Here is a 13645-nt window from a genome sequence, read left to right on the forward strand (position 1 = left end):
AAAGCGGTCCACGGCCTATCTCTCTCTCAGCCCAACAAGTCTTCGGTCTGCGCGTTCAAAAAGCATGACCATCGATCAGGAAAATCTGGCAATCAGCGCCGTCTGTCGCGAGCTGGCAAAAATATTCTCGGATGGGATCAGTCCCCGAAACTTGCCAGAATTGAAGGCAGAGCTGATGGCCCAACTACGCGAACTTGCCCGACGCTCACCCCACCGTGAGCATCCTTAAGCATGGTTAGTATTTGATTAAACGCTTGTTGCTAGGCTCGGGTTTATGGACAGCTTGAGCAGCCCGCAACCGCAACTTCCCGACTGGTACCGATCGGGAGTTGGACCGGCTTGTTCGGTTACTGAAAGCAAGGCAACTGCGGCAGAAGCAGCCAGGCTCTTGGACCGGCGAGTCGGGTCGGTTGGTCGCCAAGCTCGGCAATTGGGGATACTGCTGTACAAGAAGTGAGCCGCATTAGACGGCATTATTTGCCACTTTTACCCGGAACTTCAAACTTCCTTTCGGATTGGCTTCAAGTCGCCGGTGTGGCGTCACTTCGGAGGGAAATGCGAGATGAACCGACTATCGCTCGGTGGGTTTGCTGCCTGCGCTCTACTTCTGTCTTCGATCCTGACAGCGTCAGCGATGCCCATGGCTTCGCCGAGTGCGCTGCTCTCGGACAGCGCGGTCATTGAAGTTAAGGGCGGCCATGGTCATGGCGGCGGACACGGCTGGGGCCATCATGGCGGCCGGGGTCATCACTACGGATGGGGCAGAGGGCGCGGTCATCACTATGGCTGGGCGCATCATCGCTGGTAAATACCCCCCGATCACCTGATCCGGAGGCGCAAGCTAATTGGCGGGAGGACCTATGAGGCCGCGTACAGTTAGAACCACATGCCAAGAGAGATCGCGATAACCTTGCTGTCTCTAGCCGCCGCTAGCTTCTCACTAATTTCTCTCCCGAACAAAGAGGCCGCCTCGGTTGGCGGCCTCTTTCATTTCAGCCCGGAATTGTCCAATTCTCGTCGCTGTTGCCGTACGGGCGCGGCCCAATGCTATGAAACAATCGTCGGCGTGCCAGCTCGGCGAAAAACTACCTTAGCCTGACCCGGAAGACCACTGCCGCCAATCGCCGAATACTCTTTGCAAATGGCTTCAGACCCGCCGTGATGAATGCGAAGAACATCATCAGCCATGTCGCGAGCGCGGCGCACCATAGGATTGCTTCCAGTATCTCCGGCATGATGCCCTCCCGCCAAAAATTGCTTTCATGAAACGTCGGTACGAATCGCGCAGGCAGCGCAACCTGCAACCCGACTTGGCTAGGGCATGTTGACTGGTGGCATAGACGCGGTCGGGCGCGGTACGAAATTCGTTTGATGCTGGCCTCGTGCGGCCAACATAAGCGAGAAAGCTACAAAGAGAATGAGAAGCCCCCGCATCGAGCGCCTCATATCAAGGCATTGCCACCATCATGGCAAGGGCAGCCTCGCCATTTCCCGGACCGCCCGACGCAAAGTAGAGCGCAACGAGCGCGATCACTCCCAGAATGCCATAACCAGCAGTGATCCATCCGTCGTGGTCTCGTGTCGCCTGCGCTGACGACGCGGTGTGAGTATATTCGGTGGTTGCCATGACCTAACTCCTTCGAGTTTGGCGCTCCATAAAGCGCGCCGAGATGGCGGCGAGTGGCTCCTCACTTGTGAACTGCGGCAGATGTTAGTGGTTAGATCGAATGTCGGTGCGCAAGGTGGCATGCTGTTCTATGCCGCTTGACGTGGTCATGCGCTGGTGGACACCAATCGCCGTCCCGCCAGCCAAGAACAAGCAGGCATAGAAGCCCAGGACGGCTTTAGTCCAACGCTTGTGGGTCATCCTGTCTTCGTGAGTGCTTGCAGCAGGTTCGTTTAGCGAAAGACCATTGGTAATGTGGGCGGAATCCTCACTAAAATAATCCATGGAAAAGCTCCTTGGAATCAGTTGAATCAGTCATCAATTCCGAAAGTTTCCATCAAGAGTGAATTGGTCCTGCTTCCTGACAATCGGAAAGGCGTTTCGACGCGCAGGATTTTCTGCTTCACGCTGTGAAGATTACTCAGAGGCACACAACGCCTGTCCAGCGCTTCTCTGCGAGCCAGACCTCGTCAGACCAACGGAGAGTTGACTGAGATCCAGTGAAGCCTCAGCAATTTTCAGTGTTTTCGCACGTGGCGTCAGAACCGCGATCTGATGGGGAGAGGCCGGCATACCGTCCAACATTAGCGTCGGCCTAACCGTGCTCTCCTCCACTTGGGCCGAGCCCAGCACGGCTACTTGATGCTGGGAGATCGGAACGCCCGCAAGTTCGAAAGTTGGAAGGCGTAATGCGCAAGCGTCGGCGCGATTGGTTGCACCGAAGGCGGCAATGGCGGTTACCATTAGAAACAGATTTTTCATGGGACTCACCCTTTTGAATTAGAGGTATTCCCAATGCAAATTCCATACTCAGCCTAGCCCCGGCCCCGGATGCCCTGTGTGACGCTGTTCACTATGGGTCGGGAAAATCCTGCAAAGGTTCATCGGATCGTGCACTCGAATAAGGGTCAACATGACTGCTTTTTTCGCGAAAAGTCGTATAGCCCTTTGTCCGGANGCGGCTGCTTCTCTCGACAGTCTCCAATACCCGGGCGCGGAGATTCCGAAGTTCTGCAAGTTGATAGTTGAGAAGCCAGAGCCGTTGGTTCAAGATGACCATACGGTCGCAAATCCGCCCACGACGACTCATTATAAGCCCCAAGAGCTGCAACTGCTGAAAAATACTGACGTCCGTAAAAGCACGTTCAGTTGGAGGCTAGCGTCGTTTTACGTAAAAGATGTGAAGCGGCACACATGCGGCAGGAAAAGTATTCTTCAGTGCAGCCGTCATAAATCCGTAATGTTAGGGCACAGAGCTTCTCGTGGGTGACGGCCTTGTCTGTTGTGGCATCGTCGCCAGTATGGGAGTGCGACATGACGGAAAATACGCAATTGCAGGAAGATCGACGCAGCCGTTTATTGGAAGCCGCGAGCCGTGAGATGGCGCGGTTTGAGCGGCAAGAGAGCGAATTTCGCAAGAAGGATCGCGAGGAGCGCGCGGCCGCATTACGGCTTCCATTGGACCAGATCAATTAGGTGCGTCACATCACCCTCATCTGGCTTCTTTAGCGTGAACGTGCGCCGGGCCGCCCCCTCGTGCTTGCGACCTCCCCGTCCATGCGTTTGCCTTGAAAATAAAGGTCCATCACGTCGGGGTTTACAGAGTGCTCGGCTCGCCGCGCCTCGGCTGCAATGAGTTCAGCATCTAGCGCGTCGGCGAGCCGCGCAATAATCTCGTCCTGCATATTGAACAGATCGGCGACGGGCTTATCAAACCGTTCGGCCCAAAGGTGATTGCCACTTTCGGCATCGACAAGCTGCACGTTCACCCGAAGCCGGGTGCTGCTTCGCTGGACCGAACCTTGGAGAACGTACCGGACGTTCAACTCGCGCCCGATCTTCTTTAGGTCGACCGTCTTGCCCTTGTAAGTGAATGCACTGTGTCGGCCGATCACGAATGAACCCGAGATGCGCGATAAGTCGGTGGTCAAACTCTCGGTCACTCCATCGACGAAGTAGTCCTGCAGGGGATCGCCGCTGAGGTTGGCGAAGGGCAGCACAACGATGGAAAGATGAGGCGCAGCAAGCGGGTTCGGCTTGGAGATCGCGGGCGCGACGCTGCCGTCAAGGAGCGTAGTGATCAGCTACGTCAGCAGCCAATATCGCCGACAACCGCCGCTCTACCCGGACTGGCCGCTCCTGCACCATGGCTCGCCATCCAACGATAGTACACTGTACGACGGATCAGACGGTAGTGCCAAACACGTTTTGACAGACGCGCACCCAACCTGACGCCCACTTGTGGCCCTTCGCTGCCGCATCCCACGGCTGAGGATATGTCGGCTATCAGGGTTAGATCGGGCCTAACTTAACTGGGCTAAACCTTTCGCGATTGCCCCGAAGCGGACTTGTTGGCCGTTCTCAAATCTGTGCTGGCAGGGGTTGTTTCTACGCGAACGGTGACCGACGCCGTGTACCAATTCTGTCAATACTGACTTACAAAACGTGGAGGTTGGCATCACCTTCAGAGAAACATCACACCCATCCGGAAGGGTGCGCGCCAGGCCACCCGACAGGACAACTTCAGACCGTGCTCTGGGATGATCAAATCGAAGCTGGCGGGTATTCGGTCGGTCCCGTCAAAGAATTGCAGCGCCGCACCCGAAGTCGAGATATCACGGATCATGCAGGTGATCTTCTTTCCAGCTCTCTCGATGTGCGCCGGCATAGCCGTGCGAACACGCGGTGCATTACGTGTCTCAACCATCGGTCTAACCGCTACAGCAGTCCCCAAATTGATCCGTATTCGTCAACCGTCTGATTGATCCAGAGCAGTGCCGCCCGGCTATCCAGCCACAATATTGGTCTTCCTCTCCTTCGCCCGGAGTCATGTGCGACAGGAAGCAGTTTTCGCCGCATCGAAATAACGTGTCGCGCGCTTGACGCTCATCTAAAGATTGAACGTCAAGATACGGATATACGTGCGTTGCAATAAGCTTCATGGCTGAAACCTACTTGGAGTAGCTTCACGCGAAGCTCAGCTCAGTTGATCAACCATCTGACGGGCACGGGCGATGTCATCGATCAGGTGTTCCGCTTGCTGAGTGAATGCAAGGATACACGGATCATCCTTGAAGTCAGACAGAATGATCTGAACGCACCTGTTGGTAAGATCGAGGATCCATAGAGCGCGACGCATGTCTCTTTGGCTCTGAAGATCTACTTCATGCAGATCAGACAATACGTTTGTGAGTCCATGAAGCCGACGAACAGCGGGATGAAATGCAGAAAACCCTCGAACGCGCGGGAAATCGACTACTTTGGACACCGTTGTCCTCCAAGAATCAAAATATGCATGTAGTATTAGGGTAGTAATTTAACGCAACCCTAAGTTTTCGTCGGAACGCTATCGGTTTTCGGCGAGATACGGTAGATCCTTCGAAACTGGATTCGGTGGCGATCCTTCAGTTTCCGAACAAAGGGTGGTTCAACTCGGTGGCGGACGGCTCCTGCAAACCCGCGAACTATTCATGAAATTTTTCAAGGCTTAGCGGGACAGTCACCGGCAAGCGGCGCGTAGCCGCCGCCGGAGTATTTCCAACGGCTTCCCGGAGCAGCCTCCAGGCGAACGGGGGCGGTGTTGGCTGGCTTCTCTCCTTCCAGGACTTGGACGAGCGTGGGAATCGGAGCACCTGCCGCGTAGCCGGGAAACCCGTGCACAGTGAGCCCGGCGGTGTCACTGAGCAACTCACGTAGCGTAACCACGGCTCCTGGCGCAGCCGCGCTTGCGGGAATCCTCCACGAGGTCAGTGCCTGATTGACGTCCGAGTCGAGCGCCAGCTTGCCTTGCTCGACGAGATGAAGCGCAGCCATCGCCGCGACCGGCTTGCTGATGCTGCCGGCCTGGAACAGGGTATCGGCCGTGACGGGGCCGCCTCCGACTTGTGCGACGCCAAATCCCTGCGCCCATTCGATGGCGCCATTATGGATCACGGCAATGCTGACGCCGGGCACTCGATAAGCGGCCATGCGGTCGTGGAGCGCTTGACACGCATGAGGATCGTCCTTCTCCACGACCTTCGTCTTGAGGCACGTGGCGACATCATTGATACGACGTTGGATTTCTGGCGAGGGCATCGTCTGAGCCACGATCTCTTCTGGTTGAAAGCATAGTCCGGCGACGCATAGCAATGCGGCCAACAGGCGTAATCGCGGCACAATCATCGGTTGCTTCCATTATAGCAATCGACCTTAGCTTAGCCCGACCGCGTAAACGAGAAGATTCTGCAGTTGGCCGATCAGCGAGGTCGTGGAGCGCATCGGCAACCTTCGCTTCATGTGGCAAGGCGGACCAACTCAGATTGAAGTCTTCGCATTTATGACCCATCGCCGAACTCGGTAGGCCGAGGTGGGCGGCGCGGCGGAAGGCCATTTCGCGGCCGGCGTGGTGCTGATGGGCCATGCCAGCACGCGGTCTTGCTGCGCTTGCACACCGGGTCCAGGCTGGAAGGACGGCGCGCCATCAAGCAAATTCGCAACGCTCCGGCTTTTCCGGGCGGCGAAATGCTGTAGGCTGCGAGTTGTGCGGGCTCAGGCCCGCCACTTCAATAAAAATGTACACGGGAGGGACCTATGGAGATTCGGAAGCTTGCGACAGCTGCTGCGTCGGCCGTCGCCTTGTGCGCCTGGTCGGGCATCGCCAGTGCCGGCCCGTATGACGGCGTTACGATCAACATCCTGACGCGTCCGGGGCCTGTCATCGCCGGCGCAGTGTCCCAGCGCGGCAAGGAGTTCGAGAAGCTGACGGGCGCCAAGATCATCGTCAATGAAGTGCCTTATGCCGAGATCTTCCCGAAGGTTCAGCAAGACTGGTCCTCGGGAACCAATTCCATTGATGTTGCGGTCTTCGCCGCCGGCTGGGGCGTCGAGCTCGCGGCGGCAGGGCTCCTCGAAAACCTCGATCCCTACATTGCGAAGGACAGCAAGATCGATCTCCAGGACATCGCTCCCTATTTCCGCGAGTTTGCCCAGAAGATCGGCGGGCATACGATGGTGATCCAGGTCGATGGCGACTTCCAGATGGTCTATTATCGCAAGGACATCCTGGAAAAGAACAATCTGCAGCCGCCCAAGACCTGGGACGACTATCTCGCCATTGCCAAGGCGATCAACGGCCAGGACATGAGCGGTGACGGCAAGCCCGGCTACGGCTCCTGCATCTTCAAGAAACGGAACGCGCAGAGCTATTTCGCCGTGCAGACGATCGCTTCGACGATCGTTCAGACCCAGGGTACGGCCCAGGGCTTCCAGTTCGACAACGCCACGATGAAGCCCCTGGTCAACAATGAGGGCTGGAAAAAGGCGTTCGAGCTCTACAAGGAGACAAGCAAATACGGACCGCCGGAAGAGCTGAACATGGACATCGGCGACACAAGGGCGTTGTTCAAGTCGGGCCGCTGCGGCCTTCTGATCGAATGGGGCGATCCGGGTCCGCTCCAGCTCGAAGACGACGCAAAGGGGATCAAGAACAAGCTCTACGCCACCAATGTCGGTTCGAAGGAAGTTCTTGACCGCAAGACCGGCAAGCTTGTTCCGGTCAGCAAGGAGTCTGCACCCCATGCGATCGACGGCGTCAACTATGCACCGTTCTCGGCCTTTGGCGGCTGGGGCGGCGCCGTCAACGCCAAGTCGGATCCCAAGGTCAAGCAGGCGGCCTACGACTTCCTGTCGTACATCAGCCAGAAAGAGCAATCCAACGTCGACGTGACCATGGGCTGGACAGGCTTCAACCCTTACCGCCTCAGCCAGCTCAAGAGCACGGACCTTTGGGTGAAATCGGGCATGGATGAGGGCCTCGCCAAGAACTACATGGGCGCCATCAACAATGCCCTCAACAACCCCAACATGGCGTCGGACCTCAAGATTCCCGGTGCGCAGCAGTACACCGGCGTCGTGCTCGACACGGAGCTGGCGCGCTATATGGCCGGCGAGATCACGGTAGACGAGGCCTTGAAGAACATCGAGGCCGGCTGGGAGAAAATCACCAAGGACTTCGGCCGCGACGAGCAGATCAAGCAGATGGCGCTCGCTGTCGGTCCTGCGAAGTGAGCGAGCCTGATGTCTGAGGTTACAGTTACGAGCCAGCCGGGGATTTCCCCGGCTGGACTCTCTCGGGGCGAAAGCTGGGGCGAATGGTTTGACCGCCATTCGAGAACGTTTTTCATCGCGCCAGCCGTGACACTCGTCCTGCTCTTTGCGATTTTCCCGACCTTCTACACGATCGTCTTCGCGATCAGTCATGTCAGGTTCTCCGCCACCGGTCTCAAATTCCGGACGGTCTGGTTCGAGAACTTCGCGGCCCAGTTTGCCGGCAACCAGCAGGTTCACTTCCTCGGCCGCTTCACGACCATGAGCATCGCCGGCTGGGTCTTCAGCCTCCTGATTGCCGGCGCTCTGTTGTGGTGGCTCTATCGCGCTGTCGTCAGCGGCGTCAGCTGGGTTGGCCTCGCCGGGCGGTTGATCAGCGCCGCCATGGCCATGTTCATCGCGCTTCTCTTCGCCGCCACGCTGCTGTCAGGCAATCAATGGGGCACGCTGCTCAATACCTTGTTCTATGTCGTCGTCGGCTGCTCCATCCAGTTCGTCATCGGCCTGATGCTGGCCTTCCTGTGTTCGCAGCCCGTGAGCGGCAAGAATTTCTTCCGGGTGCTGTTCTTCATCCCGCTCATGATCACCCCCCTCGGGGTCGGCTATGCCTTCAAGATGATTCTCGATGTGACCAAGGGTCCGTTCCAGCCGTTCTGGCAATTGGTCGGTCTTGGGAATTGGGCCTGGTCGACCGACGCCTGGGCCGCGCGCTGGTTTGTCATCCTGGGCGACTCCTGGCAGTGGATCCCCTTCATCTTCATCGTCTTGCTGGCGGCACTGGAGAACGTGCCCAAGGATCATGTCGAGGCCGCTCAGGTCGATGGTGCCTCCAGCTTCCAGATCTTCCGCGAAATCACCTGGCCGCAGATCCTTCCGGTCGCGGCAACCGTCATGCTCATCCGCATGATCGAGGCGTTCAAGATCGTCGATCTGCCGAACATCATGACGGCGGGAGGGCCCGGGATCGCGACCGAGTCGATGACGCTGCATTCGCTGTTTCTCTGGCGTTCCAACAACATGGGTGATTCTGCCGCCGTGGCATATCTTCTCCTGATATTGACCGTGGTCGTCTGCTCCTCGTTCTTCAACTATGTGGTCGTCAAACGGTTGCGCAGGGCGCGGGCATGAGCGGGGCGACTGACAGGATGTCCAAGCCGCAGCGGTCCCTCAGGCAACGGCTGTTCGAGCCGCCTGCGGTGGGCAAGATGTCCCCTGTGGCCAACCTCGTGGCCGGGGGCATCCTGTTGTTCTGGTCGCTGTTCGTGCTGTTTCCGATCTATTGGGTGGTCATTACCGCCTTCAAGGATGCCTGGACCGTCAATAACGGGCCGTTCTTCATTCCCTTTGTCGATTTCCAGCCGACGCTGAAGGGTTGGACGGCGCAATTCGCAACGGACCCCTATTGCGATGCCTATTCGATCGGCCGCCAGCTTGTCCTGCTGCTCAACAATCTGTTCGCCTTCGTTGTTTCGCCCGTCATCAAGATCGAAAGGATGGAGCCGCAGATTTGCAAGGTTTACCTCGCCTACACCAATTCCTTTGTGATCAGTTTCGGCGCCACTGCGCTTTGCATTGCGGTCGGATCCATGGCCGCCTACGCGCTGGCGCGCATCAGCTACAAGCCGAAGTTCGGGAATATCGTGATGTTCGTGCTGCTGGCCCTGTCAGCCATCGTCGCGTCCAATTATTTCGACGTTCACTGGGCGATTTCAGGCGCCACTGGCCTCGCCTTGTTTTTCCTTCTGGCCCGCAGCCTGGGGCGTCGTTTCAAGACCACGCTCGGAAACAACGACATCCTGTTCTGGATCGTATCCCAGCGCATCTTGCCGCCGATCGTCGTCATCATTCCCGTCTACATGATGTTTCAGTCGGTCCGCATGATCGACACGCACTTCGCGCTGATCATCGTCTATGCGGTCGCCAATCTGCCGATCGTGGTCTGGCTGATGCACGACTTTTTCGCCAATCTTCCCGTTGAGCTGGAGGAATCGGCACAACTCGACGGCTCGTCACGCTTCGAGATCTTTTGGGACATCGTGTTGCCCTTGACCCGTCCGGGGCTCGCTGCAACCACCCTGCTGACACTGATCCTCAATTGGAACGAGTATCTCTTTGCGATCTTCCTCACCACCGCGCGGGCCCTGACCATGCCGATCATGGTTGCCGCCAAGAACACGGGCGAGCGGGGCATTCTCTGGTGGGAGATGTGCGCCATCATCATGATCATGATCCTTCCGGTGATCATCATGGCCATCGTGCTGCAACGCTATATCGCCAAGGGCGTCCTGCTTGGCGCGGTCAAGGGATGAGCGGATGAACAAAGCGATGTCAGCCGCCGCTCGCCAATTCCCGGTCCGTCAAGTCCCGGTCCGTTTCGACAAGGTGCGGAAATCTTTCGGGAGCGTGAAGGTGCTCGAGGAATTCGATCTGGAGGTCGCGCCGGGCGAATTCCTGGTGCTGCTCGGCGCGTCCGGCTCGGGCAAGACCACTGCGCTGCGCATTCTCTCCGGGCTCGAGACGGCCAGCGCCGGTCGCGTCTTGATCGGCGACCGCGATGTCACCGACATTTTGCCGAAATACCGCGACATCTCCATGGTGTTTCAATCCTACGCGCTTTACCCGCACAAGACCGTGGCCGAGAATATCGGCTTTCCGCTCAAGGTTCGCCGCGTTCCCGAAGCCGAGCGTGCCGCCGCGATCAAGGAGGCTGCCGCCCAGGTTCAACTCCAGAGCCTGCTCGATCGCTATCCCCGTGAGCTATCCGGAGGTCAGCGTCAGCGGGTCGCGCTTGCCCGCGCCATCATCCGCCGCCCCTCGGTGTTTCTGATGGATGAGCCGCTTTCAAATCTCGATGCCAAGCTTCGCGGTCACATGCGCGCCGAGCTGAAGCACATGCAGCAGTCGCTCGGCATCACGACGATCTATGTGACGCACGACCAGATCGAAGCCATGACCCTGGCCCACAGGGTCGCGATCCTGGAAAAGGGCGTCTTGCAGCAGCTCGACACGCCGGCGAACACCTACAACGATCCCGCCAATCTGTTCGTCGCGCAGTTCATCGGTTCGCCGCCGATGAATATCATCCATGGGGCTCTGGACGGCACAGCCTTCATGGGCCACGGCGCCCGGCTGACGTCACCGGTGTCAGGCAGGATCGCCAGGGCCGTCCTCGGCGTGCGCCCCGAGGACTGCACCATCGTCGAGCCCGACAAGGGCGATCTGAAGGGCGAGATCTACGCCAACGAGCTGATCGGCGACCATACGCTGGTGACGGTCAAGGTCGAAAGCGACTTCATCGCCGTGAAGGCCCCCAAGCAGTTTGCCGGCAGGCAAGGCGAGCGCATCGGTGTCTCGCTGACGCCGTCACGCACGTTCGTTTTCGATGCCGAAAGCGGCGCGCGCGTGCGGTAAGCGGACAGCTGCGCTGGTCCAGGACATGCCGATGCGGCGCCGACCGCCCGGCGCCGCATCGACACCCCGCTATTTGATCGCCTCGGCGGCCTGCTCGATAAAGCCGACCACATCGTCCGGATGCGACAACATCACCGCGTGACTGCTCTGGATTTCGCGAAGCTGAGCGCCCGCCCTCTTGGCCCCTGCGCGCTGCAGGCTGGGCGGGATCATGTGATCCTGCGTCGTCAGCATGAAATAAGTCGGCTTCTGCTTCCAGGCCGGATCGGTGATCTTGGTCTGCACCGCGGCAAGCCCCCAGGGCACCTGCGCCGCAGCCATGAAGGTCGTCAGCGAAGGATCGACATCCGCCGCAAAGGCGGTCGGAAACTTGGCTTGGTCGACGAGCAGGAAGCCGTCTTGTGGTGGCAGCAGCGGCGCGCTTGACTCGCCGGGGTGGGGTTTCGAGGCCACATCGAACGCGGACTCGCCTGCGTCAGGAGCGTATGCCGCCAGGTAAACCAGGGCCGCGACCTTGGGATCGACTCCGGCCTCGGTGATGACAGCGCCGCCATAGGAGTGTCCGACCAGCAGCACCGGCTTGGTGGCTCTGGCGATCACCTGCTTGGTCGCGAAGACATCGCCATCGAGCGTGATGGTGGGATTTTGCACGAGGAGCACTTCGTAGCCGTCGCCGGTCAGCTTGTCATAGACTGGCTTCCAGCCGGAGGCATCGACGAAGGCCCCGTGCACCAGCACGATCGAGACGGGCTTGCCGGCGCGCGTCTGCGCGGAGGAGGGAAGGCTGACGGACATGGCGAGGAGTGCTCCAAGGATCAGGTGTTTTATCAGGTGTTTCATGGCGATACCTTTTCGGCTGACGGAACGTTCGAAGCTTTCGTGTTGACGCGGCGGCGGTCCAGCGCAGCAATCAGCGCACTCGCCAGCGGATGGTCGGAGCGCGGATTCTGGCCGGTGATCATCTCGCGATCTTCGACGACATGGGGCGCGAAGTCCGGACCGGTGTTGACCTCTGCGCCCGCGATCGTCAGTGCGGAGGGCATGTCGAAATAGAGCTGACCATGCAAGATCTGCTCCTCGATCGGCTTCTCCTCGCTGCGTGAATAGACCGTCATTCTGTAGCCGGTATATTGCCAGCCACGGCCGAGCTCGGCCGCTCCCGCAGTATCGCCGGCGATCAGTGCGGCACGAAACTCCTTCGCGCGCGGCAGGGCGGCCATGGATGCGATCGGACCGTGGCAGAGGAATGCCGTCGGCCGCGCCTGCGCATGAAAGAAGCGCAGGATCTCGCCGAGATCGCCGTCCTGCATGAGATCGACCACCGGCGCCTGTCCGCCCGGCGTGAAGAACCCGTCATATTGGTCGAGCCCGCCGTCGATCAGGGCGCGCAGGGTCGAGACCTTGTTCAGGACCGGGCTGGTGTCGTAGAACTCCCGCGCCCGGCGATACGCCTTTTCATCGTCGAAATGCACGACCTTGTCGGAAGCGGGATCGATGTGCGGCTTGCTGCCATCAGGCGTCGCGAAGGCGATGTCGTACCCGGCATCGACCAGCGCCATCACCGGCACGACGAGTTCGTTGAGATACTGGCCGGTCGGGCCGGTGCCGCCGCCTCTGATCTCGATCCTGTTGGCATTGGACCCGGCCACAAGGACTTTTCCTTTGGACATTGTGCTGATTCCTGACTTGAGTGTGGAGACTCCACGCCGAGCCGATTGGCCTCGCGTCGTTTCTCCGGCCCGACGACTATAGGCCCGTGGGCGGAGCGAGCCGGTTAAATCAGGTAAATCCGCCGTTGACGGCAGCGCCGGAGCAAAAGCAGTGCTTTCGACTCCGCGACATCTTGCTCGCTGCAATCGTGCTTTTTCAAAATCGCCCTGTTCAGCAGGGTTGTGACGCATGATAGTTTACGGAACTGTGCCATCGGTTGGCAGTGAGAATGCGGACGACCACTGAGACATTGCAAAGCGGCCGACGTCGGGAGGAACTGACGTTTTCCTTCGGGCCATTCCGGTTGGTGCCGCGCCGCCAGCTTCTTCTTTTCGATGGCCAGCCGGTCAAAATGGGCGGCCGCGCCTTCGAGTTGCTCCAGGCGCTGGTGCAGCGCTCCGGCGAGCTCGTCAGCAAGGATGAGCTGATGGAGGCCGCCTGGCCCGGCACCTTCCTCCACGACAGCAATCTCAAGGTCAATATGTGGAGCCTGAGGCGCTCGCTCGGCGACACGCAGGTTGAGCCCGCCTACATCGCGACGGTGGCGCGGCGCGGTTACAAATTTATCGCGGAGGTGCAAGCCAGCATCGGCGAGATCGAGGGTGATCCTGTCAGCACGGAGCCGGCCTGTGTGTCCAGGCCGCCTTTGTTGCGCGACATCGTTGGCCGCGAGGCCGAAATCGCCGATCTTGCCCGGACGTTGATCGAAACCAGGCATGTCACCCTGGCGGGGCCAGGCGGGGTCGGCAAGACGACGGTCGCCACCGCAGC

Annotated in this window: 14 protein-coding genes and 2 pseudogenes; 7 read left to right on the forward strand and 9 right to left on the reverse strand. The window is 59.1% G+C overall.

Going from position 1 to position 13645, the window contains the following annotated elements; translation table 11 throughout:
• Positions 1 to 229: hypothetical protein (locus XH80_RS00015; RefSeq protein WP_271596828.1), on the forward strand; the 229-nt coding region annotated here is incomplete at its 5' end.
• Positions 230 to 1447: 1218 nt separating this feature from the next.
• On the opposite strand, the gene XH80_RS00020 is transcribed toward XH80_RS00015, so the two are convergent.
• From XH80_RS00020 to XH80_RS00030, 3 genes are all read right to left on the reverse strand, one after another.
• Positions 1448 to 1627 (reverse strand): hypothetical protein, encoded by a 180-nt coding sequence (locus XH80_RS00020; protein ID WP_271596829.1) that lies wholly within the window; start codon positions 1625 to 1627, stop codon positions 1448 to 1450.
• A gap of 84 nt (positions 1628 to 1711) precedes the next feature.
• On the reverse strand, positions 1712 to 1951 hold the full coding sequence (locus XH80_RS00025; RefSeq protein WP_271596830.1) for a hypothetical protein: 240 nt from the start codon (positions 1949 to 1951) through the stop codon (positions 1712 to 1714).
• Positions 1952 to 2083: 132 nt separating this feature from the next.
• On the reverse strand, positions 2084 to 2428 hold the full coding sequence (locus XH80_RS00030) for a hypothetical protein (protein WP_271596831.1): 345 nt from the start codon (positions 2426 to 2428) through the stop codon (positions 2084 to 2086).
• A gap of 552 nt (positions 2429 to 2980) precedes the next feature.
• Between XH80_RS00030 and XH80_RS00035 the strand changes: the two genes are divergently transcribed.
• Positions 2981 to 3142, forward strand: coding sequence for a hypothetical protein (locus XH80_RS00035; RefSeq protein WP_083514745.1), 162 nt, complete (start codon positions 2981 to 2983; stop codon positions 3140 to 3142).
• Between the two features lie 89 nt (positions 3143 to 3231).
• Here XH80_RS00035 and XH80_RS00040 read toward each other — a convergent pair.
• The 4 genes and pseudogenes from XH80_RS00040 to XH80_RS00055 all read right to left on the reverse strand — a co-directional run.
• Positions 3232 to 3711: pseudogene (locus tag XH80_RS00040) on the reverse strand (adenylate/guanylate cyclase domain-containing protein); the annotation flags it as partial.
• 419 nt (positions 3712 to 4130) lie between these two features.
• On the reverse strand, positions 4131 to 4373 hold the full coding sequence (locus XH80_RS00045) for a PilZ domain-containing protein (RefSeq protein ID WP_063958337.1): 243 nt from the start codon (positions 4371 to 4373) through the stop codon (positions 4131 to 4133).
• A gap of 270 nt (positions 4374 to 4643) precedes the next feature.
• Positions 4644 to 4934 (reverse strand): hypothetical protein, encoded by a 291-nt coding sequence (locus XH80_RS00050; protein WP_271596832.1) that lies wholly within the window; start codon positions 4932 to 4934, stop codon positions 4644 to 4646.
• 212 nt (positions 4935 to 5146) lie between these two features.
• Positions 5147 to 5830, reverse strand: coding sequence for a serine hydrolase domain-containing protein (locus XH80_RS00055; protein ID WP_271596833.1), 684 nt, complete (start codon positions 5828 to 5830; stop codon positions 5147 to 5149).
• 408 nt (positions 5831 to 6238) lie between these two features.
• Here XH80_RS00055 and XH80_RS00060 point away from each other — a divergent pair, with 408 nt between their 5' ends.
• From XH80_RS00060 to XH80_RS00075, 4 genes are all read left to right on the forward strand, one after another.
• Complete coding sequence (locus XH80_RS00060; RefSeq protein WP_271596834.1) at positions 6239 to 7714, forward strand: ABC transporter substrate-binding protein; 1476 nt, start codon at positions 6239 to 6241, stop codon at positions 7712 to 7714.
• 126 nt (positions 7715 to 7840) lie between these two features.
• On the forward strand, positions 7841 to 8881 hold the full coding sequence (locus tag XH80_RS00065) for a carbohydrate ABC transporter permease (protein ID WP_271596835.1): 1041 nt from the start codon (positions 7841 to 7843) through the stop codon (positions 8879 to 8881).
• Between the two features lie 17 nt (positions 8882 to 8898).
• Positions 8899 to 10062 carry a carbohydrate ABC transporter permease gene (locus XH80_RS00070; protein WP_271596836.1) on the forward strand — a complete coding sequence of 388 codons (1164 nt, stop codon included), beginning with the start codon at positions 8899 to 8901 and terminating at the stop codon, positions 10060 to 10062.
• Positions 10063 to 10066: 4 nt separating this feature from the next.
• Positions 10067 to 11164, forward strand: coding sequence for an ABC transporter ATP-binding protein (locus tag XH80_RS00075; RefSeq protein ID WP_245317337.1), 1098 nt, complete (start codon positions 10067 to 10069; stop codon positions 11162 to 11164).
• A 69-nt stretch (positions 11165 to 11233) separates the two neighbouring features.
• Here the strand turns inward: XH80_RS00075 and XH80_RS00080 are convergent, their stop codons facing one another.
• Together XH80_RS00080 and XH80_RS00085 are read right to left on the reverse strand one after the other, a co-directional pair.
• Entirely contained in the window at positions 11234 to 11959 is a 726-nt protein-coding gene (locus tag XH80_RS00080) for an alpha/beta hydrolase (protein WP_271596837.1), read from the reverse strand.
• Positions 11960 to 12000: 41 nt separating this feature from the next.
• Positions 12001 to 12834: a type 1 glutamine amidotransferase domain-containing protein gene (locus XH80_RS00085; RefSeq protein ID WP_271596838.1), complete on the reverse strand. Its 834-nt coding sequence runs from the start codon at positions 12832 to 12834 to the stop codon at positions 12001 to 12003.
• Positions 12835 to 13226: 392 nt separating this feature from the next.
• Between XH80_RS00085 and XH80_RS00090 the strand changes: the two are divergent.
• Positions 13227 to 13379: pseudogene (locus XH80_RS00090) on the forward strand (winged helix-turn-helix domain-containing protein); the annotation flags it as partial.
• Positions 13380 to 13645: the final 266 nt, after the last annotated feature.

Origin of the sequence: Bradyrhizobium sp. CCBAU 45384, assembly GCF_028128665.1 — a bacterium.
Lineage (GTDB): Bacteria > Pseudomonadota > Alphaproteobacteria > Rhizobiales > Xanthobacteraceae > Bradyrhizobium > Bradyrhizobium manausense.